This is a genomic window from Pseudonocardia sp. P1 (assembly GCF_000178675.2).
Classification (GTDB): Bacteria; Actinomycetota; Actinomycetes; order Mycobacteriales; family Pseudonocardiaceae; genus Pseudonocardia.
Window position 1 is genome coordinate 2,864,546 of sequence record NZ_ADUJ02000001.1, and the last position, 25,482, is coordinate 2,890,027.

Annotated in this window: 31 protein-coding genes and 1 tRNA gene; 16 read left to right on the plus strand and 16 right to left on the minus strand. The window is 73.6% G+C overall.

The window, feature by feature from the left end; genetic code table 11:
* Window positions 1–205 precede the first annotated feature (205 nt).
* Window positions 206–694 (plus strand): transcription elongation factor GreA, encoded by a 489-nt coding sequence (gene greA / locus PP1_RS12825; RefSeq protein ID WP_010243002.1) that lies wholly within the window; start codon window positions 206–208, stop codon window positions 692–694.
* Window positions 695–787: 93 nt separating this feature from the next.
* Here the strand turns inward: greA and ilvA are convergent, their stop codons facing one another.
* Complete coding sequence (gene ilvA, locus PP1_RS12830; RefSeq protein WP_010243000.1) at window positions 788–2,026, minus strand: threonine ammonia-lyase; 1,239 nt, start codon at window positions 2,024–2,026, stop codon at window positions 788–790.
* Window positions 2,027–2,122: 96 nt separating this feature from the next.
* Between ilvA and PP1_RS12835 the strand changes: the two genes are divergently transcribed.
* Window positions 2,123–2,350 carry a hypothetical protein gene (locus tag PP1_RS12835; protein WP_010242998.1) on the plus strand — a complete coding sequence of 76 codons (228 nt, stop codon included), beginning with the start codon at window positions 2,123–2,125 and terminating at the stop codon, window positions 2,348–2,350.
* 26 nt (window positions 2,351–2,376) lie between these two features.
* Here PP1_RS12835 and PP1_RS12840 read toward each other — a convergent pair whose 3' ends face one another.
* The 3 genes from PP1_RS12840 to PP1_RS12850 are packed head-to-tail and all read right to left on the minus strand — an operon-like array spanning window position 2,377 to window position 5,400.
* On the minus strand, window positions 2,377–3,522 hold the full coding sequence (locus tag PP1_RS12840) for a cystathionine gamma-synthase (RefSeq protein ID WP_010242995.1): 1,146 nt from the start codon (window positions 3,520–3,522) through the stop codon (window positions 2,377–2,379).
* Between the two features lie 29 nt (window positions 3,523–3,551).
* The gene (locus PP1_RS12845; RefSeq protein WP_010242993.1) at window positions 3,552–4,919 is read right to left on the minus strand and encodes a cystathionine beta-synthase; all 1,368 of its coding nucleotides are present in this window, start codon (window positions 4,917–4,919) and stop codon (window positions 3,552–3,554) included.
* A 19-nt stretch (window positions 4,920–4,938) separates the two neighbouring features.
* The gene (locus PP1_RS12850) at window positions 4,939–5,400 is read right to left on the minus strand and encodes a pyridoxamine 5'-phosphate oxidase family protein (protein WP_010242991.1); all 462 of its coding nucleotides are present in this window, start codon (window positions 5,398–5,400) and stop codon (window positions 4,939–4,941) included.
* Window positions 5,401–5,510: 110 nt separating this feature from the next.
* Here PP1_RS12850 and PP1_RS12855 point away from each other — a divergent pair, with 110 nt between their 5' ends.
* From PP1_RS12855 to PP1_RS12870, 4 genes are all read left to right on the plus strand, one after another.
* Window positions 5,511–6,731: an acetyl-CoA C-acetyltransferase gene (locus PP1_RS12855; protein ID WP_010242989.1), complete on the plus strand. Its 1,221-nt coding sequence runs from the start codon at window positions 5,511–5,513 to the stop codon at window positions 6,729–6,731.
* A 204-nt stretch (window positions 6,732–6,935) separates the two neighbouring features.
* The gene (locus tag PP1_RS12860; protein WP_010242986.1) at window positions 6,936–8,111 is read left to right on the plus strand and encodes an ROK family transcriptional regulator; all 1,176 of its coding nucleotides are present in this window, start codon (window positions 6,936–6,938) and stop codon (window positions 8,109–8,111) included.
* Between the two features lie 206 nt (window positions 8,112–8,317).
* On the plus strand, window positions 8,318–9,757 hold the full coding sequence (locus PP1_RS12865) for a sugar porter family MFS transporter (protein WP_029240085.1): 1,440 nt from the start codon (window positions 8,318–8,320) through the stop codon (window positions 9,755–9,757).
* Window positions 9,758–9,885: 128 nt separating this feature from the next.
* Window positions 9,886–10,296, plus strand: a complete 411-nt coding sequence (locus PP1_RS12870) for a DUF2267 domain-containing protein (RefSeq protein WP_075313960.1) — start codon at window positions 9,886–9,888, stop codon at window positions 10,294–10,296.
* A 13-nt stretch (window positions 10,297–10,309) separates the two neighbouring features.
* Here PP1_RS12870 and PP1_RS12875 read toward each other — a convergent pair whose 3' ends face one another.
* The 3 genes from PP1_RS12875 to PP1_RS12885 all read right to left on the minus strand — a co-directional run bounded on the left by PP1_RS12875 (window position 10,310) and on the right by PP1_RS12885 (window position 12,184).
* Entirely contained in the window at window positions 10,310–10,762 is a 453-nt protein-coding gene (locus tag PP1_RS12875; RefSeq protein ID WP_139323765.1) for a hypothetical protein, read from the minus strand.
* A gap of 177 nt (window positions 10,763–10,939) precedes the next feature.
* Complete coding sequence (locus tag PP1_RS12880; RefSeq protein ID WP_010242976.1) at window positions 10,940–11,746, minus strand: Bax inhibitor-1/YccA family protein; 807 nt, start codon at window positions 11,744–11,746, stop codon at window positions 10,940–10,942.
* Between the two features lie 159 nt (window positions 11,747–11,905).
* The gene (locus PP1_RS12885; protein ID WP_139323764.1) at window positions 11,906–12,184 is read right to left on the minus strand and encodes a hypothetical protein; all 279 of its coding nucleotides are present in this window, start codon (window positions 12,182–12,184) and stop codon (window positions 11,906–11,908) included.
* 148 nt (window positions 12,185–12,332) lie between these two features.
* Here PP1_RS12885 and PP1_RS12890 point away from each other — a divergent pair, with 148 nt between their 5' ends.
* Entirely contained in the window at window positions 12,333–12,569 is a 237-nt protein-coding gene (locus tag PP1_RS12890; protein WP_010242972.1) for a hypothetical protein, read from the plus strand.
* A gap of 17 nt (window positions 12,570–12,586) precedes the next feature.
* Here the strand turns inward: PP1_RS12890 and PP1_RS12895 are convergent, their stop codons facing one another.
* Entirely contained in the window at window positions 12,587–12,880 is a 294-nt protein-coding gene (locus PP1_RS12895) for a hypothetical protein (protein WP_139323763.1), read from the minus strand.
* A gap of 164 nt (window positions 12,881–13,044) precedes the next feature.
* On the opposite strand from PP1_RS12895, the gene PP1_RS12900 reads away from it, so the two are divergent.
* Window positions 13,045–13,278, plus strand: coding sequence for a DUF397 domain-containing protein (locus tag PP1_RS12900; RefSeq protein ID WP_010242967.1), 234 nt, complete (start codon window positions 13,045–13,047; stop codon window positions 13,276–13,278).
* 10 nt (window positions 13,279–13,288) lie between these two features.
* Here the strand turns inward: PP1_RS12900 and PP1_RS12905 are convergent, their stop codons facing one another.
* Window positions 13,289–14,338, minus strand: coding sequence for an NAD(P)H-dependent flavin oxidoreductase (locus tag PP1_RS12905; RefSeq protein ID WP_075313959.1), 1,050 nt, complete (start codon window positions 14,336–14,338; stop codon window positions 13,289–13,291).
* Window positions 14,339–14,431: 93 nt separating this feature from the next.
* Between PP1_RS12905 and prcB the strand changes: the two genes are divergently transcribed.
* Complete coding sequence (gene prcB, locus PP1_RS12910) at window positions 14,432–15,223, plus strand: proteasome subunit beta (RefSeq protein WP_010242963.1); 792 nt, start codon at window positions 14,432–14,434, stop codon at window positions 15,221–15,223.
* 52 nt (window positions 15,224–15,275) lie between these two features.
* Window positions 15,276–15,779 carry a DinB family protein gene (locus tag PP1_RS12915; RefSeq protein WP_010242961.1) on the plus strand — a complete coding sequence of 168 codons (504 nt, stop codon included), beginning with the start codon at window positions 15,276–15,278 and terminating at the stop codon, window positions 15,777–15,779.
* Window positions 15,780–15,783: 4 nt separating this feature from the next.
* Here the strand turns inward: PP1_RS12915 and PP1_RS12920 are convergent, their stop codons facing one another.
* On the minus strand, window positions 15,784–15,993 hold the full coding sequence (locus tag PP1_RS12920) for a hypothetical protein (RefSeq protein ID WP_010242959.1): 210 nt from the start codon (window positions 15,991–15,993) through the stop codon (window positions 15,784–15,786).
* Between the two features lie 86 nt (window positions 15,994–16,079).
* On the opposite strand from PP1_RS12920, the gene PP1_RS12925 reads away from it, so the two are divergent.
* Window positions 16,080–16,652, plus strand: coding sequence for a TetR/AcrR family transcriptional regulator (locus PP1_RS12925; protein WP_010242957.1), 573 nt, complete (start codon window positions 16,080–16,082; stop codon window positions 16,650–16,652).
* A gap of 7 nt (window positions 16,653–16,659) precedes the next feature.
* Here PP1_RS12925 and PP1_RS12930 read toward each other — a convergent pair whose 3' ends face one another.
* Window positions 16,660–17,211 carry a dihydrofolate reductase family protein gene (locus PP1_RS12930; protein WP_010242955.1) on the minus strand — a complete coding sequence of 184 codons (552 nt, stop codon included), beginning with the start codon at window positions 17,209–17,211 and terminating at the stop codon, window positions 16,660–16,662.
* A gap of 190 nt (window positions 17,212–17,401) precedes the next feature.
* On the opposite strand from PP1_RS12930, the gene PP1_RS12935 reads away from it, so the two are divergent.
* From PP1_RS12935 to PP1_RS12945, 3 genes are all read left to right on the plus strand, one after another.
* Window positions 17,402–18,013, plus strand: coding sequence for an FMN-binding negative transcriptional regulator (locus PP1_RS12935; protein ID WP_010242953.1), 612 nt, complete (start codon window positions 17,402–17,404; stop codon window positions 18,011–18,013).
* A gap of 150 nt (window positions 18,014–18,163) precedes the next feature.
* Window positions 18,164–18,715 (plus strand): dihydrofolate reductase family protein, encoded by a 552-nt coding sequence (locus tag PP1_RS12940; RefSeq protein WP_010242951.1) that lies wholly within the window; start codon window positions 18,164–18,166, stop codon window positions 18,713–18,715.
* 221 nt (window positions 18,716–18,936) lie between these two features.
* A complete protein-coding gene (locus PP1_RS12945) occupies window positions 18,937–19,638 on the plus strand; it encodes a class I SAM-dependent methyltransferase (RefSeq protein ID WP_010242949.1) in 702 nt (233 codons plus the stop codon).
* A 352-nt stretch (window positions 19,639–19,990) separates the two neighbouring features.
* Here PP1_RS12945 and PP1_RS12950 read toward each other — a convergent pair whose 3' ends face one another.
* On the minus strand, window positions 19,991–20,287 hold the full coding sequence (locus PP1_RS12950; RefSeq protein ID WP_029240084.1) for a DUF1905 domain-containing protein: 297 nt from the start codon (window positions 20,285–20,287) through the stop codon (window positions 19,991–19,993).
* A gap of 213 nt (window positions 20,288–20,500) precedes the next feature.
* Window positions 20,501–20,573: transfer RNA gene (locus PP1_RS12955), tRNA-Leu, on the minus strand.
* 32 nt (window positions 20,574–20,605) lie between these two features.
* Between PP1_RS12955 and PP1_RS12960 the strand changes: the two genes are divergently transcribed.
* Entirely contained in the window at window positions 20,606–21,424 is an 819-nt protein-coding gene (locus PP1_RS12960; RefSeq protein ID WP_010242945.1) for a class I SAM-dependent methyltransferase, read from the plus strand.
* A gap of 104 nt (window positions 21,425–21,528) precedes the next feature.
* Here PP1_RS12960 and PP1_RS12965 read toward each other — a convergent pair whose 3' ends face one another.
* Both PP1_RS12965 and PP1_RS12970 read right to left on the minus strand, forming a co-directional pair.
* Complete coding sequence (locus PP1_RS12965) at window positions 21,529–22,263, minus strand: uracil-DNA glycosylase (RefSeq protein WP_010242943.1); 735 nt, start codon at window positions 22,261–22,263, stop codon at window positions 21,529–21,531.
* A complete protein-coding gene (locus PP1_RS12970; protein WP_029240083.1) occupies window positions 22,260–23,213 on the minus strand; it encodes a Ppx/GppA phosphatase family protein in 954 nt (317 codons plus the stop codon). Before PP1_RS12970 ends, PP1_RS12965 begins: the two co-directional genes overlap by 4 nt.
* Window positions 23,214–23,298: 85 nt before the next feature.
* On the opposite strand from PP1_RS12970, the gene PP1_RS12975 reads away from it, so the two are divergent.
* The gene (locus tag PP1_RS12975; RefSeq protein ID WP_010242939.1) at window positions 23,299–24,954 is read left to right on the plus strand and encodes an acyl-CoA dehydrogenase family protein; all 1,656 of its coding nucleotides are present in this window, start codon (window positions 23,299–23,301) and stop codon (window positions 24,952–24,954) included.
* Here the strand turns inward: PP1_RS12975 and PP1_RS12980 are convergent.
* Window positions 24,951–25,478 carry a DUF501 domain-containing protein gene (locus PP1_RS12980; RefSeq protein WP_010242937.1) on the minus strand — a complete coding sequence of 176 codons (528 nt, stop codon included), beginning with the start codon at window positions 25,476–25,478 and terminating at the stop codon, window positions 24,951–24,953. The two genes, PP1_RS12975 and PP1_RS12980, sit on opposite strands and share 4 nt — an antisense overlap.
* Window positions 25,479–25,482: the final 4 nt, after the last annotated feature.

The window sequence follows — 25,482 nt, forward strand, 5'->3', positions numbered from 1 at the left end:
GGAACTTCCGCGGCCCGCGCTCCGTTCATCGAACGGCTGCGCCGAGCGGTGCGCCCCGTGCTAAGGTGACTCCCACACGGCCCGCCCGCGGGTCGTGTTTTTCCTTACTCGGGGCGTGCCGTCCGGAGCCGCCACCCCCGTGTGCCCCGCCGGCGCCAGGCGCCCGGCGGAAACACGCCCTGTTTTCCTGGAGGAGTTGATGACGGTGACGGATACCCAGGCCACCTGGCTGACCCAGGACGCCTACGACCGGCTGAAGTCGGAGCTGGACGGGTTGATCGAGAACCGGCCCGTCATCGCCGCCGAGATCAACGCCCGCCGCGAGGAGGGCGACCTGAAGGAGAACGGCGGCTACCACGCGGCCCGCGAGGAGCAGGGCCAGCAGGAGGCCCGGATCCGCCAGCTGCAGGAGCTGCTGCGCACCGCCCAGGTCGGCACCGCCCCGAGCAGCGCCGACGAGGCCGCGCCGGGCACCGTGCTCACCCTCAAGTACGAGGACGACGACGACACCGAGAAGGTGCTGCTCGGCTCCCGCGAGGAGGGCAGCCACGGCGACCTGCAGGTGATCTCGCCGAACTCCCCCCTCGGCGCGGCGCTGCTCGGCGCGAAGCCGGGCGACACCCGCGAGTACCAGCTGCCCGACGGCGGCAGCATGAAGGTCAGCCTCGTCGAGGTCGAGGCCTTCACCGGCTGATCCGGCGCACACACCACGACGGGGCCCGGCCGGTTCGGCCGGGCCCCGTCGGCGTCCCGTGTCCCGGTGGGGCAGGACAGGTGCCGGAGCAGCTCAGGAGGGCGCGGTGACCGCGTGCCCGGTGTCGCGGAGGCCCGCGACGATCGTGTCGCGGTGCTCCGGGCCGCGCGTCTCCAGGCTCAGCTCCACGTCGACCTCGCCCACCGGCAACGCACCGCTGATGCGGGAGTGCGCGACGTCGGTGACGTTCGCGCCGAGCGTCCCGACCCGGGCCAGCAGCTCGGCGAGCGCGCCGGGCCGGTCCGGGATCTGCACGTGCAGGGTCAGGTAGCGCGACGACGCGACCAGCCCGTGCCGGATGACCTGCAACAGCACGAGCGGATCGACGTTCCCGCCGGACAGCACGGCCACCACCGGTCCCGGGAAGCGGCCGGGCTCGGCCATCACGGCCGCGACCGGCGCCACACCGGCCGGCTCGACGACCAGCTTCGCGCGCTCCAGGCAGTGCACCAGCGCGCCGGACAGCGCGTCCTCGCCGACCGTGACGAGCTCGTCGACCAGGGCCGACACCTGCGGGAACGTGACGTCCCCCGGCCGTCCGACGGCGATGCCGTCGGCCATCGTCCGCATCCCGCCGAGCGGCAGCGGCCGGCCGGCGGCGAGCGACGACGGCCACGCCGCGGCTCCCGCGGCCTGCACCCCGACGATGCGTGTCTCCGGCCGGTGCTCGCGCAGCACGGCCGCGATCCCCCCGAGCAGCCCACCGCCGCCGGCCGAGACGAGCACGGTCCCGGCGTCGGGGACCTGCTCCAGGATCTCGCAGCCGACCGTGCCCTGACCGGCGATGACGTCGGGATGGTCGAACGGGTGCACCAGCACGGCGCCCGACTCCCGGGCGGCCGCCGACGCCGCCTCCACCGCCTCGTCGACCGTCCGCCCCGTCAGGACGACGTCGGCGCCGTAGCCGCGCGTCGCGTCGACCTTGGGCAGTGCGGCACGTTCGGGCATGAACACCGTCGCCCGCACGCCGAGCAGCCGCGCCGCGAGTGCGACGCCCTGGGCGTGGTTCCCGGCCGAGGCGGCGACCACCCCCGCGGCCCGCTCGTCGGCGGTGAGCCGGGCGATCCGGGTGTACGCACCGCGGATCTTGAACGAGCCGGTGCGCTGCAGGTTCTCGCACTTCAGGTGGACGGGCGTGCCGGTGAGGTCGGAGAGCGCGCGGGCGCCCGCGACGGGGGTGGTGCGGACGACCCCCTTGAGCAGCTCACGAGCGGCGAACACGTCGGCGGAGGTGACCGGTGGGGTGACGGGGGCGTCCGGTGGGGCGACCATCCGGGCAGTCTCGCACCCGCGGCGGTAGCCTCGGTGGTGTCTCACCGGGCGTGATTCCCCAGTAGCTGCGCGTCCGGTGTCGGGAGGGACTCGCTGATGACGCGGCTGCGCACGACCGTGCCCCTGCTGCTGGCCGCCGGGCTGACCGTGCTGGCCGTGGCGACGGTGCGCGACGCGGGCTGCGACGACCCGGGTCACTACGAGCCGCGGACCGACGGCACCTGGTCGCTGGTCGGTGGGTGCATCGAGCCCGGCGACCTGGTCGTCCCGCCGCCGCCCGCGGTCGCCGACCCGGTGCCCTCCCCGGAGCAGTCCCGCAGCTGACGCCGCGCTGCCCCGGGGCGGACGGGTCAGCGGACGATGTCGAGGGCGGTCCGCAGGTCCTCGAGCAGGTCGTCGGCGTCCTCGATGCCGACCGACAGGCGCACCAGGTTGTCCGGCACCTCGAGCATCGACCCCGCGGTGGACGCGTGCGTCATCTGGCCCGGGTGCTCGATCAGCGACTCCACCCCGCCGAGCGACTCGGCCAGGGTGAACAGCCGCGTCTCGGCGCAGATCCGCAGGGCCGCGTCCCGCCCACCGGCGGCCAGGAACGACACCATCCCGCCGAACCGGCGCATCTGCTTCGCGGCGACCTCGTGCCCGGGGTGCGACGGCAGGCCCGGATAGAGGACCGACGCCACCGCCGGGTGCGAGCCCAGCATCTCGGTGACCCGCTCGGCGTTGTCGCAGTGCCGCTCCATGCGCACCGCGAGCGTCTTCGCCCCGCGCAGGGTCAGCCAGGCGTCGAACGGCCCCGGCACCGACCCGACCGAGTTCTGGGTGAAGGAGATCCGCTCGGCGAGCTCGCCGTCGTCGGTCACCAGTGCACCGCCGACGACGTCGGAGTGCCCGCCGACGTACTTGGTCGTCGAGTGCACGACGACGTCGGCGCCGAGCGCCAGCGGCGTCTGCAGGTACGGCGACGCGAAGGTGTTGTCGACGACGAGCCGCGCACCGGCCTCCCGGGCCACCCCGGCGAGACCCGCGATGTCGGCGATGCCGAGCAGCGGGTTGGTCGGGGTCTCCGACCAGATCACCTTCGTGGCCGGCCGGATCGCGGCCCGGGTGGCGTCGAGGTCACCCAGGTCGACCGGGGTGTACTCGATGCCGGTCCCGGACAGCACCTTGTCGACCAGCCGGAACGTGCCGCCGTAGGCGTCGTGCGGGATGACGATGTGGTCACCGGGCCGCAGCAGGATCCGCAGGAGGGTGTCGGTGGCCCCCATGCCCGACCCGAACGCGTGCGCGTGCCGGCCGCCCTCGAGAGCGGCGAGGCACTCCTGCAGCACCGTCCGGGTCGGGTTGGCGCTGCGGGAGTACTCGTACCCGCCGCGGGTGCCGCCGACGCCGTCCTGCGCGAAGGTCGAGCTGGTGTGGATGGAGGTCGTGACCGCACCCGTCGTGGGGTCCGGTTCCTGACCGGCGTGGATGGCACGCGTGGAGAAGCCCTGCATGTCCGCGGAGGCTACTCCCGCCCCCGACGTCAGCCGTTGCCGAGGAACCCGATGACGTCGGAGCGTGTGACCACCCCGGCCGGCTTGCCGTCCATCAGCACCAGCGCCGCGTCCGCCTTCGCGAACGCCTCCATCGCGTCCTGCACCGACTCGCCCGCGCCGAGCGTCGGCAGCGGCGGGGACATGTGGTCCTCCAGCCTGTCGGCGAGCTGCGCACGGCCGGTGAACAACGCGTCGAGGAGGTCGCGCTCGACGACCGCCCCCGCCACCTCCGCGGCCATCACCGGCGGCTCGGCCTTCACGACCGGCATCTGCGAGACGCCGAACTCGCGCAGGTAGAGCGCCGCGTCGGCGACGGTCTCGTTCGGGTGGGCGTGCACCAGGGCGGGCATCGACCCGTCCTTGCGGCGCAGCACGTCGCCGATGGTGGCGCCCTCCGACGGCGGCAGGAAGCCGTAGCTGGCCATCCACCGGTCGTTGAAGACCTTGCCCAGGTAGCCGCGGCCACCGTCGGGCAGCAGCACGACCACCACGGCGTCGGCCGGGAGCGTCGCGGCGACCCGCAGCGCGGCCACCGCCGCCATCCCGCAGGAGCCGCCGACGAGCAGCGCCTCCTCCCGGGCGAGCCGGCGGGTCATGTGGAAGGAGTCGGTGTCGGAGACGGCGACGATCTCGTCACAGACGTCGCGGTCGTAGGTGGTCGGCCAGAAGTCCTCACCGACGCCCTCGACCAGGTACGGACGCCCGGTGCCGCCGGAGTAGACCGAGCCCTCCGGGTCCGCGCCGATGATCTTCACGGCACCGCCGGAGACCTCCTTGAGGTAACGCCCGATGCCCGAGATGGTGCCGCCGGTGCCGATGCCCGCGACGAAGTGCGTGATCTTCCCGTCGGTCTGCTCCCAGATCTCCGGGCCGGTCGAGTGGTAGTGGGACTCCGGGTTCGCCGGGTTGGCGTACTGGTTGGGCTTCCAGGCGCCGTCGATCTCCTCGACGAGCCGGTCGGAGGTCCGGTAGTAGGAGTCCGGGTGGTCGGGGTCGACCGCCGTCGGGCACACGACGACCTCGGCCCCGTACGCCTGGAGCACGTTGCGCTTGTCCTCGCCGACCTTGTCCGGGCAGACGAAGACGCAGTGGTAGCCCTTGCGCTGCGCGACCATGGCCAGCCCCACGCCGGTGTTGCCCGACGTCGGCTCGACGATCGTCCCGCCGGGGCGGAGCTCCCCGGATGCCTCGGCGGCCTCCACCATCCGCAGGGCGATCCGGTCCTTCACCGAGCCGCCCGGGTTCAGGTACTCGACCTTGGCGAGGACCGGCGGGGCGATCCCCTCCGCCGTCGCCCCCAGCCGGACGAGGGGTGTGTTCCCGACCAGGTCGACGACGTGTTCGACGTAGCGCATGTGCGCATCCTCGCACCGATCACTCACGTTCGACCGACCGCAGCCCCGTCGACGGCCGCCACCACCGCACGACGAGCCGGTTCCGGGCGTCGTTCAGGCCGGTCCACACGACCTCCGAGAGGTCGGCCCGGAACGCGTCGCCGGCGACCGGGCCGGACAGTGGACCGTTCCAGACCGCGCGCCCGGACACCTTGAGGTCGCCGTCACCGAGATCGCCGCCGGACTGGTCGGCGGGTGCGGCGTGCAGCGCGAAGCGCGGGTCCCGCCGCAGGTCGGCACCCTTGCGGGAGCCGGGCATCGATCCGAAGGCGAGTTCCGTGGACGGCCCCGCGTCGTCGAGCACCACCTCGATGCCGGAGACCCGGGGCGAGCCGTCGGCGCGCAGGGTCGCGATCACCAGGGCCACCCCCCGCTGCAGGATCCGCTCGGCCAGACCGGCGAACTCGGGTTCGGCCGCCCGGAACTCTCCCCACGACGTCATGGGTGCAGCATGCCCGCCACCCCTGACAGGTTCGTCACGTCCGGGCGGGCACCGCTGTTACCGCTGAGTAGTCTCGGTCCGGACACATCCTGCGATGGAGGAGGACGACGATGCCCGAAGCCGTGATCGTCGCCGCGGCCCGGTCCCCGATCGGCCGCGCGAACAAGGGCTCCCTGGCCGGGATGCGCCCGGACGACCTGACCGTGCAGATGGTGCGCGCCGCACTGGACCAGGTGCCCGCACTCGACCCCACCGAGATCGACGACCTGATGCTGGGCTGCGGCCTGCCCGGGGGCGAGCAGGGCAACAACCTGGCCCGGATCGTGGCCGTGCAGCTCGGCTACGACTCGCTGCCCGGCACGACCATCACCCGGTACTGCTCCTCGTCGCTGCAGACCACCCGGATGGCGCTGCACGCGATCAAGGCGGGCGAGGGCGACGTGTTCGTCTCGGCCGGGGTCGAGACGGTGTCCCGCTTCCCGCGGGGCACCTCGGACTCGTGGCCGGACACGCACAACCCGCTGTTCGCCGACGCCGAGGCCCGGACCGTGGAGACGGCGGAGAAGGGCTCCGAGACCTGGACCGACCCGCGCGAGCAGAACCTGCTGCCCGACGCCTACATCGCGATGGGCCAGACCGCGGAGAACCTCGCCCGCCACAAGGACGTCTCCCGCGAGGACATGGACCGGTTCGCGGTGCGCTCGCAGAACCGCGCCGAGCAGGCCATCGCCGACGGGTTCTTCGCGCGCGAGATCACCCCCGTCACCCTGCCGGACGGCACCGTCGTCTCCACCGACGACGGCCCCCGCGCCGGCACCACGTACGAGAAGATCTCCGAGCTCAAGCCGGTGTTCCGGCCCGACGGGCGGATCACCGCGGGCAACGCCTGCCCGCTCAACGACGGCGCCGCGGCCCTCGTGATCATGTCCGACACGAAGGCCGAGCAGCTCGGGCTCACCCCGCTGGCCCGGGTCGTCTCCACCGGCGTCACCGGGCTCTCCCCGGAGATCATGGGCTACGGCCCGGTCGGCGCCTCCGAGCAGGCGCTGCAGCGCGCCGGGCTGACCATCGACGACATCGACCTCGTCGAGATCAACGAGGCGTTCGCCGCGCAGGTCCTGCCCAGCGCCCGCGACCTGGGCATCGACGAGGAGAAGCTGAACGTGCACGGCGGGGCGATCGCGCTCGGCCACCCGTTCGGCATGACCGGCGCCCGGATCACCACCACGCTGCTCAACGGCCTGCGCTCCACCGGCGGCCGCTACGGCCTGGAGACCATGTGCGTCGGCGGCGGCCAGGGCATGGCGATGGTGCTCGAGCGCCTGTCGTAGCTCCGCACCGCGGTACGACGGGCCGGTCCGCACCGTGCGGGCCGGCCCGTCGTCGTCCGGAGGGTCGGTGTCGTCCCGGCGGCACCGGGTGCCCGCCTTCGACGGCCAGGTCCGCTCGGCACGACTCACGTTCATTTCTTGAACACAGGGACGCGGGATAGGCTCGGACAGGAGACGCCGTCCGACGGAAGCAGGTGGCGCGGCATGGACGTCCGGATCCCGGACGGTCGACCGGGCTCACAGACCGCGCTGCGCCGGGCGAACCGGGACCGGGTCGTCTCGGAGCTGACCGGCACCGGGGACGCGGCGACGCAGGCGGATCTCGCCCGCTCGACGGGCCTCGCTCCGGCGACGGTGTCGAACATCGTGCGGGAGCTCGAACGCGACGGCGTGGTCGAGGTGTCCGAGACCGGACGGCGCAGACGGGTGCGCCTGCGGGCCGACGTCCCCGCCGCGCCGGCCGCCGGTGTCGACTACGGCCACCGGCACGTGACCGTGGCGATCGCCACCCCCGACGGCCGGATCACCGCCGAACGGCGCGCCGACCTCGCACCGGACCTCCCCGCCGAGCAGGGCATGGAGATCGCCGCTGGACTCCTGCGGGAGACGCTGGCCGAGACCGGTACGGAGCTGGGCGACCTGGCGGGTATCGGCATGGGCCTGCCCGCCCCGATCGACGTCAGGTCCGGCAGCGTCGGCTCGCTGACGATCATGCCCACCTGGGTGGGCCTCCCGGCGGCGGCGCTCGCGGAGCAGAAGTTCGGCCGTCCCGTCGTGGTCGACAACGACGCGAACCTCGGCGCGATCGCCGAGTCCCGCTGGGGCCGGGGTGCCGGTCTGGTCAGCCTCGTCTACCTGAAGCTCTCCGAGGGCGTCGGCGCGGGACTGATCATGGACGGCCGGCTGTACCGCGGCCCCACGGGCACGGCGGGCGAGATCGGGCACACCACCGTGGACGAGTTCGGCGCACTGTGCCGCTGCGGCAACCGGGGGTGCCTGGAGACCCTGATCGCCGCCAGGCACGTCATCGAGCTGCTCCGCCCCGTCGTCGGGGGCGAGCTCACGATCGGCGCCATCGCGGCCCGGGCACGTGCGGGCGATCGGGCGTGCGCCCGGGTCGTCGGGGACGTCGGCCTGCAGGTCGGCAGGGCGATCGCGGACGTGTGCAACATGCTCAACCCCGAGCTGCTGATCGTCGGCGGGGAGCTCGCCCAGGCGGACGAGCTGCTGCTCGAGCCGATCAAGCAGGTCATCGCCCGGCGCGGGATCCCGAGCGCGGTCGACCAGCTGGAGCTCACGACGGCGGCCTTCGGAGCGCGGGCGCACGCGCTCGGCGGCGTCGCCCTGGCCTTCGACGCCGCCGGGATCTCCACGCGATGAACACATCGCGCGTCTTCGCCTGAGGTTCTTGCCTATTTCTTGAACGGTGACTACGGTCACTCCTCGACGCGGACGCCCGATCGGCGGCCGCAGCAGTCCGCACGAGCACTGCACACCACACCCCCTTCCCACGCCCGTCGGCGGGGCGCTCCGGCGCGCCCGTCGACGAGCGCTGTCTCCGGGTGCCGGCCGAGGGAGCCCTGCGCATGAGCGAACACCGTTCGATCGATGACGAGCCGTCCGTCTTCGACGGCGACGACGAGGGTGCCGGTACCGGCGTGGTGCGGATCGCCTCCGTCGCCGCGCTGGGCGGTCTGCTGTTCGGCTACGACAGCGCCGTGATCAACGGCGCCACCAGCTCGATCAAGGAGGTCTACTCCATCGGTGAGGGGCCGCTCGGCTTCGCCGTGGCCTCGGCCCTGCTGGGCGCCGCGGTCGGGGCCTTCTCGGCGGGGCGGATCGCCGACCGGGTCGGCCGGCTCCAGGTCATGAAGATCGCGGCGGTGCTGTTCCTGCTGAGCGCCGTCGTCACCGGCATCGCCCCCAACCTGGAGATCCTGGTGCTCGGCCGGGTCATCGGCGGCTTCGGCGTCGGGATCGCGTCGGTCATCGCACCGGCCTACATCGCCGAGACCTCGCCGGCCCGTATCCGCGGGCGGCTCGGGTCGCTGCAGCAGCTGGCGATCGTGAGCGGCATCTTCCTGTCGTTGCTGGTCGACTGGCTGCTGGCCGAGACGGCGGGCGGCGCGGACCAGCAGCTGTGGCTGGGCATGGAGGCCTGGCGCTGGATGTTCCTGTGCATGGCCGTCCCGGCGGTCGTCTACGGGGCGCTGGTCACCACCATCCCCGAGTCGCCGCGGTTCCTGATCGCGCAGCAGCGCATCCCGGAGGCCCGCACGGTGCTCACGGCACTGCTCGGCGAGAAGAACCTGGACATCACGATAGACCGGATCCGGTCGACGCTGGACACGGCGACCACGCCGTCGTGGCGCGACCTGAGGCGGCCCGGTGGCGGGATCTGGCCGGTCGTCTGGGTGGGGCTGTTCCTCTCGATCTTCCAGCAGGCCGTCGGCATCAACGTGATCTTCTACTACTCGAACGACCTGTGGCAGGCGGTCGGGTTCGCCGAGAGCGCGTCGTTCGGGATCAGCGTGTTCACCTCGGTGGTCAACATCGCGACGACCCTCATCGCCATCGCGCTCGTCGACAGGATCGGACGGCGGCCGCTGCTGCTGATCGGCTCGGTCGGGATGGCGGTGTCCCTCGGCGCCATGGCGGTCTGCTTCGCCACGGCCGGGACCGGGGCCGACGGCCGGCTCGAGCTGACGGGTGCCGCGGGCCCGGTGGCGCTCGTCGCGGCGAACCTGTTCGTCATCGGCTTCGGCATGTCGTGGGGGCCGATCGTGTGGGTGCTCCTGGGCGAGATGTTCCCCAACCGCATCCGGGCCGCCGGCCTGTCACTGGCCGCCGCGGGTCAGTGGGCCATGAACTGGCTGATCACGGTGACGTTCCCGGCGCTCGCCGCGTTCTCCCTCGGCTTCGCCTACGGCCTCTACACGCTGTTCGCCGTGCTGTCGCTGATCTTCGTGGTCCGGTACGTCGCGGAGACGAAGGGCCGCGCGCTCGAGGACATGGAGGCGTCGTGACCGCCCGTCGGTCGTGCCGGCCGGGCACCCGTGCGTGGTCCGGGGTCCGTTTCGTGCCGGCGGCACCGGGTAGGCCGCCGTCGGCGGCACCGACGCCCGCCGTACCGATGTGACCCGAGGAGGTCCGTATCTCCGCGAACGATCCGCACCCCGCCGACTCCACCCCCGGTCTCGACGCCTTCGTCGCCCGGGTCCGCGACCGCGCCGGTGTCGACACCGCGTCCGAGGCCGAGGCGCTGGCCCGCGCCACCTTCCGCCGTCTCGGCGAGCAGATCAGCCGCGGCGAGGCCGAGAAGCTGGCCCCGGCCCTGCCCACCGAGCTCTCCTCGGAGCTGCTCGCGCAGGCGACCGGGCAGGCGCGCGGCTTCGATCGCCGCACCTTCGTCGACGCCGTGTCCGGCGCGACCGGTGACTCCGACATCGAGCAGGCCGACGCGCGGGTCGCCGCCGTGCTGGGCACCTTGGACTCGTGGGCGGACCTGTCCGACACCGTCGAGCAGCTGCCGGACGGGCTCGCGGCGATGGTCCGCGCGCGCTGACCCGCCCGCGGACTCAGGCCGCCGACGGGCCGGGCGGGTCGATCCGCACCCCGGTGGCCTCCAGCTCGGCCTCGGTGCGCAGCCGTGCGAGATCACGACCCGGGTCGAGCGCCCCCGTCACGCCGCCGCGCTCGACGAACGCCCGCAGCGGCGGGTCGTCGACGCCGGTGGCCCGGCACGTGGCGAGCAGGACGTCGTCGTAGGCGGCGAGCAGCGCGAGCCGGCGGACCCGGGTGGTGGGTGGTGGCCCGCGGCGCATCCGGTCGAGCCGGCGGAGATCGGCGACGAGCCGTTCCAGCGGCGGTCCGGCGGGTACCGGCGGCGGTGGCCGTCGTCGTCGCCAGGACCGGGCCACCCACCGCAGGACAGCGGGCAGGCGCACCAGCAGCCACAGCAGTACCGCGGGACCGAACGAGACACCGAGGAAGACGGCGAGCCCGGCGAGCACCGGGTCGTTCCCGGGCATCCGCCCGACGGTACGCCCGGCCCGGGACACCGGGAAGCGCCCGGCCGGGCGCACGGAGGGCCCCGGTACGACGACGCCGCGGACACCCGTGAGGGCGTCCGCGGCGCGTGGGACCGGAGGGGGCGATTCCGGCCCGCTCCCCGGCCCGCAGGGGCCGGGTCGTCGTGTGACCTGCCGCTAGTTCTGCTGGAAGTAGCTCAGCAGGCGGAAGATCTCGATGTACAGCCAGACGATCGTCGTCATCAGGCCGAACGCGATGTACCAGGAGTACTTCTCCGGCACGCCGGACCGCACGGCGTTGTCGGCGGCGTCGAAGTCGAGCATCAGGCTGAACGCCGCCACACCGATCACGACGAGGCTGAACAGGATCGCGAGCGGGCTGCCGTCGCGGAGGCCGAGGCCGCCACCGACGAAGAAGCTCATGACCAGGTTCGCCAGCATCAGGACGACGACGCCGATCATCGCGCCCATGATCCACTTGGTGAACCGCGGCGTGACCTTGACGGCGCCGGTCTTGTAGAGGACCAGCATCCCGAAGAACACGCCCGCGGTGCCGATCACGGCCTGGAAGGCCACGGTCGGGAACATCGCGGAGATGGCGCCGAGCGCGGCACCCATCGCGACCGAGTAGGTGATGGTCAGCGGGGCGCTGGGCTTCTGCTTGAAGATGACGACCAGCGACACGATCAGACCGACGACGAAGCCGGCGATGCCGATCGCCATGCCGATCGGGCCGAGCATCCCGGTGACGACACCGGAGACGAGCGCCAGGACGGCACTGATCGCCGTCTTCTGGACGATGTCGTCGATCGTGATCGGCCGACCGGTCTCCTGCGCGGCGCGCGGGTCGATCTGGGACGACTGGGCGCCGGCGTAGGCGGTGGCTCCGCCCATCATGCCGCCGCCCGAGCCGCCGAACGTGGCGTAGCCGCCCTGCCCACTGGTGGGCAGGTTGCGGAACGCCGGGTTGCTCGTGGAGCGCACCTGGATCCTCCTCGACGGACGTGTGCGGGACCCGCCATCGGCGGGCCCTCGCATCTGTGCAACGTCGAGGGAGCGCCGGAGGTTCCCGCCGGTAAAAGAAAATTTACCGCTTGCCGGTCACCGGGCGACAGGGCACTCCACCAGGACCGACCCGGCTCCTCACTCGGGGCGTCCCACCTGCGGGAACGTGCGCGTCGCCGGCGGCTCGTCGCGCACGGCGGGGATGTCCGGCGTCGTGTCGTCGCGACGGTCGGCCTGCTCCCCCGCCTCGAGCGGCGCGTCGCCCCGCAGCTCGGAGCGGATCAGCCCCGGCCAGCGCCCGACGGAGCTGAACACCGCGTGGGCCGCACGGCGGCCGGGCGGGCTGAGCAGCGCGACGACGACCAGCAGCAGCGCGACGGCGAGTGCCGTCACACCTCCGGTACCCGAAACGAGCACGGGGGACCTCCTCGTGACCCGGGCGTCCGGCCGGGGGCCGCCGAACCCGCCCTGCCCTGATCAACGAGCCGGCGCCCGACCGGTCACGTAGCGGGCGCCGACGCGACCGGCGTACTACGGTCGCGGGAGGACGAGGACGACGAGGAAGGTGGGCCGGACCGTGTGGGCGTTGCTGTCCCGGCACCTGCGGGTGTGGCTGCTGCTGGCGGTGGGTGCGCCGGTTCTCGCCTGGCTGCTCGGCAAGCTCGGCGCGGCGATCGAGCGTCGCCGCGGGCCGAACGCACTCAGCAAGCTCTCGCACGCCGGCAGGCGGTTCCTGGAACGCCGCTCCCGCGGCCCGCTGCGACACCGCGAGCAGCCCGATCCGGACCGGCTCGCCCGCTGACCCGGGTACCCGGTCACTCAGACCGGGAGGAGCCTGCGCAGACCCCAGCCGCGCCGCCGGCGACGGCGTCGTGGCCGCGCCGTCGCGGGGGTCGGGTCCAGCTCGGTGCACCGGTCGCACGGGGCGCCGTCGGCCTCGATCAGCGGCGCCGGCGACACCAGATGTCCGCAGAGCGCCTCGAACCGTCCGGTGTGCGTCGTGTGCGGTGCACAGAGTTCCGAACCGATCACTTTGTGTGCACGATTGTCGATCACCGACGTCAAGGTCAGCACATCGAGCTCGTCCGCGTCAGTACTCCGGTCGGCTGTCACGACGACGACCGTCCGGAGTCACATCCGTGCGTCGACCGGCGCATTTTCGGAACTCCTTCGCGGTGGATCACTCCTATGGTCGACGATGCTCGTTGCGGATGCAAGTGCGAACGCACACCCACTTGTGACACTCCGCAGTTGGTCGAACGCTCCTGGAGGCCCCTGTGAGCCACCCGAACGGAACCCGCGCCGCCGATCTCGGACCGGTGACGTGGCGTCGCCCGGCCGGTGCGTCCGCCGACGACGAGAGCGTCGAGTTCGCCGTGCTCGACGACGGCCAGGTGGCCGTCCGCAACGCCCGCGACCCCGAGGGCCCGGTGCTCGTCTACACGCCCGCGGAGATCTCGGCGTTCGTCGACGGCGCGAAGAAGGGCGAGTTCGACGACATGGTGGAGTGAGCCGCCCGGGTCAGGGCAGCAGCGCGTCCGCCTCGCGCCACATCCGCTCCACGACGTCCCCGGCCGGGTCGGTGGTCGAGCGCGCCGCGGCCTGGCCCGCCCAGTGGTTGGCCCGGTCCACCCGGCCGGGCTCGCCCGCGCGGTAGCGGGCCACCATGTGTCGCTGGTGGGGGTAGGGCGCCGGGGCCGGGGCGTCCGGCCGGGCCCAGGCCCGCACGAAGTCGGTCGGGACGGCACGGGCCAGACGCCCGGTGTACGCCCGCGTGGTCACGGTCGCCTCGGGGGCGAGGCCGTCGAAGGTCGCGGCCCAGCCGTCGTCGATCCCGGCCTCGGGGGTGCGCAGCAGCGCCGTCCCGACCTGTGCGGCGCTCGCGCCGAGGGTGAGCGCGGCGGCGAGCGAACGGCCGTCGGCGACCGCCCCGGCCGCGACGACCGGCACCGTGAGCGCGTCGGCCAGCCACGGGACCAGCGCGAACAGCCCGACCACAGTGGACTCGGCGTCGGCGGGATCGGTGGTCCCGCGGTGCCCGCCGGCCTCCATCGCCTGCGCGACCACGACGTCCGCGCCCGCCCGCTCGGCCGCGAGGGCGTCGTCGCGGGTGGTGGCCGTGGCGAACCACGCGATGCCCGCGTCGTGCGCGGCCGCGACCTGGTCGGGACCCAGCAGACCCATGATCGTCGAGACGGCGGTGGGCCGGGCCTCGAGCACCGCCTCGAACTGGGCGTCGACGTCCGGGCCGGGGCCGGGCGGGGGCGCCGGACGGCCGCCGAACCCGGCCAGGAAGGCGTCGGCAGGGCCGGTCGCGGCCTCGACCGGCGGGTCCGGGATCCACAGGTTCAGCTGGAACGGGGCGTCCCCGGCGAGCTCGCGGAAGCGCCGCGCCCAGGCCGCGATCCGCTCCGGCGGGTCGTTCACGACGCCCGCGGCGCCCATTCCGCCCGCCGCGGCGACCGCGGCCGCCAGCTCCGGCGGGCAGGCGCCCGCCATCGGTGCCTCCAGGACCGGCGCCCGCAGGCCGTACCGCGTGCAGAAGTCCGTCGTCCGTACCCGCGCGTCCACGGGGACGAGTCTGCACCCGATCCGGCTGGACCCGCGGCGCGCGGGAGGGAAGGATCACCGCAGAGCCCCGACCCGAAGGAGCCCGCTCCCTCCATGACCGGCCCGTCGTTCCTGGAACAGCTCCGCGTGCACGCCCCCGAGTCGCTGCCGGTGAACCTGCCGCGCGATCCCGCGCAGCGGGTGCCCGCCGATCTCCGCGCCCCGCACGGCACGACGATCATCGCCTTCACCTGGGCCGACGGTGTGCTGCTCGCCGGCGACCGGCGGGCGACCTCGGGCAACGTGATCGCACAGAAGGACCTGGTCAAGGTCATGGCGATCGACGACACGTCGGCCGCGGGCTTCGCCGGGTCGGTCGGGCACGCGCTGCTGATGCTGAAGATGTTCGCGGCCGAGGTGGAGCAGTACGAGAAGGTCGAGGGCTCCCCGATCAGCCAGGACGGCAAGATCCGTCGGCTGTCCACCGTCGTCCGGGAGAACCTGGGGGCGGCGATGCAGGGCTTCGTCGCGCTGCCGCTGTTCGTCGGCTACGACCCGGCCGACGCCGATCCGGCCCGGATCGTCACGTTCGACCCGTCGGGCAGCATCGCCCGCAACCGTTCCGGCTACACGAGCATCGGCTCGGGGTCGTACTTCGCCGAGGCGTCGCTCAAGAAGCTGCACCGCCCCGACACCGACCGCTCCGGGGCGATCTCGCTCGCCGTGAACGCGCTGTGGGACGCCGCCGACGACGACACCGCCACCGCGGGCCCCGATCTCACCCGCGGGCTGTTCCCGAACCTGATCACCGTGACGGCCGCCGGCGCCGAGGAGGTCGACGAGGCGGAGGTCCGCACCGCGACCGAGGCCATGCTGGCGGCGCGAGCGGAGCGCCCGGGCGGCTGAGCGTCGCGAACCCGCTGGCGCCGGACCGGCCCGCCCTGCAGGATCGCCCGCCGTGACCGACCTCCTGCGCGAGCAGTTCGACCTGACCTGGGCGCTGGCCGAGTACCACCTCGAACGGCTGACCGACGACGACCTCGCCTGGGCCCCGGCGCCGCTGCACTGGACCGTGCACCGCGGCCCGGACGGCCGGTGGACGCCCGACTTCCCCGCCGACGGCACCGAGCCCGATCCGGTGCCGGCCCCGACCGGCGCCTGGATCGCCTGGCACCTGCTGTGGTGGTGGGGCACCGCCCTCGACGAGCTGACCGGGGTCCCGCGGCGCGACCGGGACGACGTCGTCTACCCGGGCAGCGCCGCCGGGGTGGCCACCGCCCTGCGCGCCCTCGCCGCGTCCTGGTCGGACGCGCTCGGCACCGCGGACCGGGACCGCCCGGTCGGGTTCCCCTGGCCGGAGGGCCACGACGTCCGGCAGATGCTCGGCTGGGCGAACGCCGAGCTCATGAAGAACGTCGCCGAGCTGGGCCAGCTGCGGGTGCTGCGGGGCGCGGGGGCCTGACCGGTCAGTGCCGGGCGCGCTCGGCGCGGTCGAGGCCGACCACCCCGACGGCCGCCACCACGAGCACCACCAGCGGGTAGAGCCACGGCAGCGGCGGTGCCTCCCCCACGACGAACCGCCAGAGGCCGATCCCGCCGGCGAACAGGTACTGCAGCAGCGGGATCAGGCCGAGCACGATCCCGGCGAACCCCAGTGCGTTCTGCGCTGCCTTCACGATGACTCCCCTCGTTGCAATGCAGATGCATTGCAACACTCGCACGGACATCGTGTCAATGCGATCGCATTGCTACGGTGGGCGGCATGCCGCGCTCCGTCGACCACGAGGCCCGCCGCACCGAGATCGCGGAGGCGGTGCTCGCGATCGTCGCCCGGGACGGCACCGAGGCCGTGTCGCTGCGATCGGTCGCGGCCGGGGCGGGGATCTCGATGGGCCGGGTGCAGCACTACTTCGCGAGCAAGGACGCGCTCCTGCTGCACGCGCTGGAGCTCTCCCACCGGCGGATGGAGACCCGCATCGAGGCGCGGGCCCGGGCGACGACCGGCGGGGAGCGCGAGGTGCTGGCGACGATCCTCGACGAACTGCTCGGCGGGCACCCCGAGTCGCGGGACGCGCTGCGGATCCACGACGCGTTCGCCAGCCGCCGCACGGACGAGAAGGCGCAGGCCGTCCTCACCGACGGCGACGACGAGATCCTGGCTCTCGCCGTCCGGGTGGTCGCCGACGCCGGATCACCCGACCCGGAGACCGACGGCTACGCGCTGATGGCACTCACCGCCGGCCTGTCCGGTGACGTCGTCCAGCACGGGGCGCCGATCGAACGGGCCCGGCGGACCCTGGTGTCGATGCTCGACCGGCTCGCACCGCCGCGCTGAACCACCCCTACCTGCGCCGGTAGTGCAGGAACACGAAGCCGTTGCCGAACCGCCGCTCCCCGGCGAGCTCCAGCCCCGTCCGGACGCCGTCGGGCAGCGCCCGCAGCCCACCGCCGACGAGCTGCGGCACCAGGTAGAGCTCGACGTCGTCGACGATGCCGGCCCGCAGCGCCGCCGCGGCGAGCGTCGGGCCGGAGATCGACGCGTCGTTCGGCGCGGCGTCGACGACCGCCCGCGCCGCCACCGGGTCGAAGGTGCGCTCCAGGGTGGTCCGGGCCGTCGTGACGGCGGGCAGTGTCGCCGAGTAGACGACCTTCGTCGCCGCACGCCAGGTCCGGGCGAACTCGAGGTCCGGCTCGGGCCGGCCGGAGATGGTGTCCTCCCAGCCCACCATCTCCTCGTACATCCGGCGGCCGTAGAGATGGGTGTCGGCGGTGCGCTCCCGTTCGGTGACGAAGGCGAGCACCTCGTCGTCGGGCATCGCCCAGTCGTAGCGGCCGTCGGGGTCGGCCAGGTAGCCGTCCGCCGACATGATCACGATGTAGCGCAGGCGACCCATTCGTCCCTCCCGCGGCGCACGGTGCGCCGTCCCTCCCCCATGGACCGCGGCCGGGTGCGGAACTCATCGGTCCGGGGCCGGGACCGCGCAATGGCCTCCTGGGATCCGGCGGGATCGGCCGTCGTCAGGGGCCACCGGCCCGGGCATCCTCGGCGTCACCGATCCGACGACCGAGGAGCCCTGCAGCGCCGTGTACGTGCCGTCCCACTTCGCCCCCGACGACGAGGCCGTGCAGCAGCTGCTCGCCCGGCACGGCGCCGCGGACCTGGTCACCTGCGGTCCCGACGGGCCGGAGGCCACGCTGCTGCCGTTCGTCCACGATCCCGCCGAGAACGTCCTGCTGGGGCACCTCGCCCGCAACAACGACCACTGGACCCGGATGGACGGGCAGCGCGGGCTGGTCATCCTGCGCGGTCCCGACTCCTACGTCAGCCCGTCCTGGTACGCCTCGAAGGCCGAGCACGGCCGTGTCGTGCCGACCTGGAACTACGTGACCGCCCACGTCCGCGGCACGGTCACCGTGCACGACGACGTCGACTGGCTCGACGGCGTCGTCCGGCGACTGACCGACCTGCACGAGGCCGGCCGGGCGGCGCCCTGGCGGGTCGACGACGCCCCGGAACGCTTCTACCGCGGCCAGCTGCGTGCCGTCGTCGGTGTCGAGGTCCGGATCGAGCGGATCGATGCCAAGTTCAAGCTGAGCCAGAACCGCCCCGCCGCCGACGTCGACGGCGTCGTCGCGGGCCTGCGCGCGGACGGGGACACCGCGGGGGCCGACGCCGTCGCCGCTCACCGGTCGTGAGCTCCGCGCGAGGCTCGCGGTCCTCGCCACGGCGAGGACCATGCCGGTTGCGGGACGGGTCGTGACCGAGGACGACCGGCAGCCCCCGGTCTCCGCCCCGAGACGACCCTGGACCGATGAGTTCGTGACGTGCACCGGGTCCACACGGGTATGAGCGACACGGCTGCGGGCAAGGTCGTCGTGAACCGGGCGATGTCGCTGGACGGCTTCATCGCCGGTCCCGGCGACGCCATGGACTGGGTCCTCGAGTACCGGACCCAGACGGGGTTCCCCGAGGTCATGGAGGCCACCGGCGCCATGCTGGCCGGCCGGGGGACCCACGAGGTCGGCAGGCGGATGGCGCACGGCGGCACCGACACCGACTACGACGGGGGGCCGGTGTTCGTCCTGACACACCGCCCGCCGGACGAGCCGGAACCGGGCGTCACGTTCCTCACCTGCGGTCTCGACGAGGCCGTCGCCACGGCGCGCGCCGCCGCGGGCGGGAAGGACCTGGAGATCCTCGGGGCCGACGTGGCCTCGCAGTGCCTGCGGCGGGGACTCGTGGACGAGATCCTGGTGTACGTCCTGCCGGTGCTGCTCGGTGACGGCGTCCGGTTCTCGACCCCGGGGCTCGGCAGGATCGACCTCGAGCCGGTGGGCAACAGGCAGTCGGGGCCGGTCACACTGCTCCGCTTCCGGGTGCGGACCAGGGACTCCTGACCCGGCGTCGGTGTGCCGCCGGCCGCGCCGCCCGTCCGGGTACGTCCGGCTCCCGCCGAGATGCGGCTCAGCGCGAATCGCGGATCTCCGGACGACGCTGATCTGCATCTCGGCGAGGGGCTGCGTTCCGCGGAACGCGGACCGACCGCCACGGACGGTGTGCCAGGCTCGGCCGCGTGCCCGACACCTCCCAAGATCCTTCCGGACCGTCGGGTCGGCCCGTGGCGAACGACTACGACGCCGTCGCCGAGGCGTACACGGCCGAGACCGAGCACAATCTCGTGAACGGCTACTACGAACGGCCGGCTCTCCTCGACCTGGCCGGTGACGTCCGGGGTCGACGGATTCTCGACGCCGGCTGTGGGTCGGGCCCCCTGCTCGCGTCTCTGAGGGACCGCGGCGCGACCGTGACGGGCGTCGACTCCAGCTCCGCGATGCTCGCTCTCGCCCGGCGTCGGCTCGGCGACGACGCGGCCCTACAGCTCATCGATCTCCGCGACCCACTGCCGTTCCCCGATGCAGCGTTCGACGACGTGATCGTGTCGCTGGTCCTGCACTACCTCGAGGACTGGTCCGGCCCGCTGACCGAACTGCGACGTGTCCTTGTTCTCGGCGGAAGGCTCATCGTGGCCGTCGACCATCCGTTCCAGAGCCAGATGCAGGCCCCGTCCGGAGCCGACTACTTCGCGCTCCGGCCCTGGTCGTTCACCTGGAATCTCGGCAGCCGGACCGCTCCGATGACCTTCTGGCACCGGCCGCTCCACGCCATGACCGATGCCTTCACCGCGGCGGGCTTCCGGATCACGGTCGTCAGCGAACCACCGGTTGCGCACGGCGCGCGCGAGGCGTTCCCCGACCAGGTGGCGACCATGCCGTCGGGCGCGTTCCTGTGCTTCCTGTTCTTCGTCCTGGAGGCCGTGTGAGCGCACATCATGCATGGTGCGCTCCACAGGTGGATGCCTGCAGCGACGCGCTGGGCCCGGCCACGAGTGTCGAAGCAGCTCCTCGAGCTGTTGAGACCGTCGGACAGTCACCGCGGGCCAGAGGTGCGGTTCGCGCGCATCCTCATGGGCCGGCCGTAGCCGGCGGACCGCAGGCCAGCACGAGAAGAGCCCGGGGGTGTCCGAGCGCACCGGGACCGAGCTCGCCCGGCCGACCGTCCGGGCACGTCCGGCTCCCGCCGAGATGCGGCTCAGCGCGAATCGCGGATCTCCGGACGACGCTGAGCTGCATCTCGGCGAGGGGCTGCGTTCCGCGGAACGCGCCGCGGGACGTTCACCGACGTTCGAGGCGCTCCTCCAGGTGGACGGTGACGGTGTCGCCCACCTGCTTGCCGATCGCCGCGCGGACCGCGGCGGTCACCGGCAGTTTGTGGGTTCCGTCGCCCAACGCCATGAAGGAGCCCCGGAACGGGTGGCCGTCGATCGTGCCCCGGACCTTGACCAGACCCCGGGTACCGAAGAACTCGGCGGACCAGCCGGTGCGCAGGTGGACCCACCCACCCGGTGCGTCGCTCTTCCGGAGGGTGCCGGTGAACCCGTGGTCGAGGGCGTGAGTGGTGGATGCGCTCATGGCGGTCTCCTCGTCGGACGGCTCGTCCGGGCTGCGCGTGGCCCGCACGAACGAGGAGACCGGCACGGGACGAAGGACTCATCGGCGCTCGGCAGTGACTGCGGTCGGAGGTCCGGCGCAGACCGACGATCCGACGGCGGACAGGCACCGCTCCGCCGCACGGTCCGGCGGGGTGCCCCTGGTCAGAGAGGTAGCGTCGGGGCCGGATCGGGGTGCCCCCGGTCGGACTCGAACCGACACTGGGACCCTTTTAAGGGGCCTGCCTCTGCCGTTGGGCTACGGGGGCGCCGTACCAGCCTATCCAGGCAGGAGGCCGGGATGACGAGCACCGAGAAGGTGGACCTGCGCGGAGCCGCGGCCACCCTGCTCCTGACCCTCTACATGCGACGCCAGGACGCCCGGTCCCGGCGCCCGATCCTGGGCGACCCGTACGCCGAGGAGGTCTGGGACCGCATCGAGCACGACGTCGGGGGCCTCTGGCAGTTCACCGGGGACGTCTCCACCATCGCCTGCCGCTCCGCGATGCTGGACCGCTGGACCCGCGAGTTCCTCGACGCCGAGCCCGGCGGCCAGGTCCTGCACCTGGGCTGTGGCCTGGACAGCCGTCCGCTGCGGGTCGGGGTGCCGGAGTCGTGCCGCTGGCTCGACGTCGACCAGCCCGAGGTCATGGACGTCCGGGGCCGCCTCTACGACCTCCCCGGCCACGTCCTGCAGGTCCCGGGGTCGATCACCGACGACGACTGGTGGGACGCCGTCGATCCCGCCCGGCCCACGCTGGTGGTCGCCGAGGGGCTGTTCATGTACGTCCCGCCGGAGGACGTGCACGCCACGGTCGACCGGGTCGTGCAGGGCACGCCACGGTCGGTGCTGGCGTTCGACGCCGTCGCGCCCTGGACGGTCGGGGTGTCCCGCTGGACGCCGACCTTCCGCGCCGTCGGCACCGAGTTCCGCTGGGGCTGGGACCCGGCAGGGTTCGCGCACCGGCACCCGCGCCTGCGGGAGCGCGACGACGTGTCGGTCTACGACGAGGTGACGCTCGTGGAGCCGAGGGTCTGGCTGCGGCCGCTGCTCTCCGCCGCCGGCCACCTGCCGGCGCTGCAGGACGCGATGCGGCTGCACCGCTTCACCACCGGCTGAGCCCCGCGACGCAGATCCTCGCCGAGATGCGGCTCAGCGCGATGTGTGGATCATCGGACGACGCCGAGCTGCATCTCGGCGAGGATCGGACGGGGCCGGACGGGTCATCGTCCGGCCGGGGAGAGTCCTGCGGCGCGGGCGGTGTCGGCCAGGACCTGCTCCAGCATCGCCGGGGTCAGGCGTCCGGTGAAGGTGTTCTGCTGGCTCACGTGGTAGCAGCCGACGAGCGCCAGCGGCTCCCGGTCGTCGTCCGCGGGATGCAGGGTCACCGACGCCCCGTGCCCGAACCTCGGCGCCGGGCGGGGCACCGTCCAGCCCGCGCCGGCGAGGACGGGCAGCAGCGCCTGCCAACCGAAGCCGCCGAGCACCATGATCGAGCGGACGGTCGGGGCGAGCAGGTCCAGCTCGCGTTCCAGCCAGCCCCGGCAGGTGTCGCGCTCGGCGGGCGTCGGCTTGTTCGCGGGTGGCGCGCAGTGCACCGGGGCGGTGATCCGGACGCCGTACAGCTCGAGCCCGTCCCCGATGTGCGTGGCCGTGGGCTGCGACGCGAGCCCGACGGCGTGCAGCCCCGCGTACAGCACGTCGCCGCTGCGGTCCCCGGTGAACATCCGGCCGGTCCGGTTCGCGCCGTGCGCGGCGGGTGCGAGTCCGACGATCAGCATCCGGGCGTCCGGCGGGCCGAAGCCGGGCACCGGGCGTCCCCAGTAGGTCTGGTCGCGGAACGCGGCCCGCTTCTCGACGGCGACCCGTTCCCGCCACTCGACCAGCCGCGGGCACGCCCGGCACTCGGAGATGTCCCGGTCGAGGAGGTCGAGCGGGCCGGGCAGGTCCCGGGTCATGCGATCGAGCGCGCGATGCCGTCCAGGATGTCGTGCTCGGACACGACCACGGATCCGATGCCCGCGCGGGTGTGCAGCTCGTCGGCGAGGGCCTGCACGACCAGCGAGCCCGCCCCGATGACGTCGCCCCGTCCCGGGTGCAGCGACCCGTGCTTCTCCCGCTCCGAGCGCGACGAGTGGATGAGCAGGTCCGCGACGCGGTGCAGCTCCTCGCGGGTCAGGGTCGAGTTGTGCACCTGGTCGCGGTCGTAGGCGGGGAGCTCCTGGGCGATCGCCGACAGCGAGGTGATGGTCCCGGCGACGCCGACCCAGGTACGGACGCCCTCGACCGGCACCGCCTCGAACGCCGACGACAGCACCTCGGCGGCGACCGCGCGGGCGGCGGCGATCTCGGACTCCGACGGCGGGTCCGACGGCAGGCACCGCTCGGTCAGCCGTACCGATCCCATGTCCACCGACTTCGCCGCGGTCACCTCGGCGACACCGTCGCGCAGCTCCCCCACGACGACCTCGGTCGAGCCGCCGCCGACGTCGGTCACGACGAACGGGCCGTCGTCCGGTTCGAGGTCGCCGACCGCGCCGACGAACGACAGCCGGGCCTCCTCGTCGCCCGTGATGATCTCGGCCTCGACGCCGAGGGTGTCGCGCACCATCGCGAAGAAGTCCTCGCGGTTGGACGCGTCGCGGGTCGCGGAGGTCGCGACCATCCGCACCCGCTCGGCGCCCTTGCGGCGGGCGGCGACGGCGTAGTCGACGAGCGCGGCGCGGGTCCGTTCGAGGGCTTCCGGGTCGAGCCTGCCGGTCGCGTCGACGCCCTTGCCGAGCCGCACGATCCGCATCTCGCGGTGCAGGTCACGCAGCTCCTTGCGGCCGTCGAACGCCTCGGTGACGTCGGCGACGAGCAGGCGGATCGAGTTGGTCCCGCAGTCGATGGCGGCCACCCGCGACATCGGCACTCCCAGCGTCGAGGAACGGTCGCGCTCACCGTACGCGGAAGCCTCGGACCGGGCGGCCAGGCCGGGTTACCCTCGAGTAGTGACGACGACGCACACCCGGCCGGGGACCCCTGCACCGCTGTCCGACCTGGGCACCCACGAGGTGACGAACCAGGTCCCGCCCCGCGCGGACGGCGACCTGCTGGGCGCGGACCCGGCCGTCGTCGAGGCGTCGGACCGGGAGGGCGGTGACCGGGCCGCGCTGGAGTCGCTCGCCGAGCGGATCGGCACCGCCGCGCACCGCGAGCACGCCCGCGCGGCGAACGCGCACGAGCCCGAGCTGCACACCCACGACCGCACCGGGCACCGGATCGACGAGGTCGGGTTCCACCCGTCCTGGCACGAGCTGATGCGGGTCAGCGTCGAGCACGGCCTCGCGGCCGCGCCGTGGGCCGCCGCACCCGGCACCGGCGCGCACGTCACCCGGGCCGCCGGGTTCTACCTCCACTCCCAGGTCGAGCAGGGCCACCTCTGCCCGATCTCGATGACCTACGCCGCGGTGCCCGCGCTGCAGCACGCCCCCGAGCTCGCCGCGGCGTACCTGCCGGGGCTGACCGCGCGCAGCTACGAGCCGGGCCTGGCCGATCCCGCGACCAAGTCCGGGCTGCTCGCGGGTATGTCGATGACCGAGAAGCAGGGCGGGTCCGACGTCCGGTCCGGGAGCACCGTCGCCGTCCCGCAGCCGGACGGCAGCTACCGCCTCACCGGTCACAAGTGGTTCACCAGCGCCCCGATGAACGACCTGTTCCTCACCCTCGCGCAGGCCCCGGGCGGGCTGACCTGCCTCGTGCTGCCCCGCGTCCTGCCGGACGGCACGCGCAACGCCATCCGGCTCCAGCGCCTCAAGGACAAGCTCGGGAACCGGTCCAACGCGTCGTCGGAGATCGAGTACTCCGGTGCCGCCGGGTGGCGGGTCGGCGAGGAGGGCCGCGGCGTCCGGACGATCATCGAGATGGTCTCGATGACCCGGCTGGACTGCGTCCTCGGCGCCGCGGGGACCCAGCGGGCGGCGGTGACCGAGGCCGCGCACCACGTCGCGCACCGGTCGGCGTTCGGTGCCCGGCTGGCCGACCAGCCGCTGATGCGGGAGGTGGTCGCCGAGCTCGCGGCCGAGTCCGAGGCCGCGACGGTGCTGGCGCTCCGGCTGGCCGGGGCCGTCGACCGGGGCGAGACGGCGCTGCTGCGTCTCGCGCTGCCCGCGGCGAAGTACCTGGTGTGCAAGCGGACCTCGGCCGTGGTCGCGGAGGCGCTGGAGTGCCTGGGCGGCAACGGCTACGTCGAGGAGTCCGACCTGCCGCGGCTCTACCGCGAGGCGCCGCTCAACTCGATCTGGGAGGGATCGGGCAACGTGACCGCCCTCGACGTGCTGCGCGCGATCGCCCGCGAGCCCGCCGCCGTCGACGCGCTGCTGGCCGAGATCGACCTCGGCGCGGGGAGCGACCCGCGGCTGGACGCCGTGATCGCCGCCCTGCGGGCCGAGCTGGCTGCTCCGCAGGAGCGCCGGGCCCGCCGGCTCGCGGAGCTGGCGGCGCTGGCGCTGCAGGGCTCGCTCGTGGTGCGGCACGCGCCGGCCGCGGTGGCCGACGTCCTCCTCGCCAGCCGGCTGGACGGCGACGGCCCGCTGCGCACCGCGGGCACCCGTCCCGGGTCGGACGCGGTCGGCACCCTCCTCGAGCGGGCGACGCCCGGGCGCTAGGAGCACTCCCCGGCGGGCAGCCACCACGCCCCGAGTTCGGCGATCGCCTCGTCCCCGAAGGGGTTCACCCCGGACCCGGCGGCGAGCGCGTGCGCGACGTGCACGTGGAGGCACTTCACCCGGTCCGGCATCCCGCCGGCGGTGACGTCCGGATGGGTGGACAGCGGCTCGATCGCGTCGCGCTCGGCGAGGTACTGCTCGTGGGCCCGCCGGTACGCGTCCGCGAGGTCCGGGTCGACGGCGAGCCGGTCCTGCATCTCCTTCATGCGGCCCTCGGCCTCCAGCGTCCCGATGCGGGACGAGAGCCGCGGGCAGGTCAGGTAGTAGAGCGTCGGGAACGGGGTGCCGTCCGGCAGCCGCGGCGCCGTCTGCACGATCGCCGGGTGCCCGGACGGGCAGCGGTAGGCGACGGCGAGGATCCCGCGCGGGGCACGTCCGAGCTGCCGGGCGACGGCGTCGAGGTCGGCCTGTGCCACGGGGCCGGCTTCCAGGCCGGGGGGACGGGGGTCCTGCGAGACGTTCACGGTC

Coding starts and splice junctions, on each gene's coding strand:
- ilvA (WP_010243000.1), bottom strand. CDS start 2,026: ATGGTCGCCCCACCGGACGCCCCCGTCACCCCACCGGTCACCTCCGCC.
- PP1_RS12835 (WP_010242998.1), top strand. CDS start 2,123: ATGACGCGGCTGCGCACGACCGTGCCCCTGCTGCTGGCCGCCGGGCTG.
- PP1_RS12840 (WP_010242995.1), bottom strand. CDS start 3,522: ATGCAGGGCTTCTCCACGCGTGCCATCCACGCCGGTCAGGAACCGGAC.
- PP1_RS12845 (WP_010242993.1), bottom strand. CDS start 4,919: ATGCGCTACGTCGAACACGTCGTCGACCTGGTCGGGAACACACCCCTC.
- PP1_RS12850 (WP_010242991.1), bottom strand. CDS start 5,400: ATGACGTCGTGGGGAGAGTTCCGGGCGGCCGAACCCGAGTTCGCCGGT.
- PP1_RS12855 (WP_010242989.1), top strand. CDS start 5,511: ATGCCCGAAGCCGTGATCGTCGCCGCGGCCCGGTCCCCGATCGGCCGC.
- PP1_RS12860 (WP_010242986.1), top strand. CDS start 6,936: ATGGACGTCCGGATCCCGGACGGTCGACCGGGCTCACAGACCGCGCTG.
- PP1_RS12865 (WP_029240085.1), top strand. CDS start 8,318: ATGAGCGAACACCGTTCGATCGATGACGAGCCGTCCGTCTTCGACGGC.
- PP1_RS12875 (WP_139323765.1), bottom strand. CDS start 10,762: ATGCCCGGGAACGACCCGGTGCTCGCCGGGCTCGCCGTCTTCCTCGGT.
- prcB (WP_010242963.1), top strand. CDS start 14,432: ATGACCGGCCCGTCGTTCCTGGAACAGCTCCGCGTGCACGCCCCCGAG.
- PP1_RS12925 (WP_010242957.1), top strand. CDS start 16,080: ATGCCGCGCTCCGTCGACCACGAGGCCCGCCGCACCGAGATCGCGGAG.
- PP1_RS12930 (WP_010242955.1), bottom strand. CDS start 17,211: ATGGGTCGCCTGCGCTACATCGTGATCATGTCGGCGGACGGCTACCTG.
- PP1_RS12940 (WP_010242951.1), top strand. CDS start 18,164: ATGAGCGACACGGCTGCGGGCAAGGTCGTCGTGAACCGGGCGATGTCG.
- PP1_RS12950 (WP_029240084.1), bottom strand. CDS start 20,287: ATGAGCGCATCCACCACTCACGCCCTCGACCACGGGTTCACCGGCACC.
- PP1_RS12960 (WP_010242945.1), top strand. CDS start 20,606: ATGACGAGCACCGAGAAGGTGGACCTGCGCGGAGCCGCGGCCACCCTG.
- PP1_RS12965 (WP_010242943.1), bottom strand. CDS start 22,263: ATGACCCGGGACCTGCCCGGCCCGCTCGACCTCCTCGACCGGGACATC.
- PP1_RS12970 (WP_029240083.1), bottom strand. CDS start 23,213: ATGTCGCGGGTGGCCGCCATCGACTGCGGGACCAACTCGATCCGCCTG.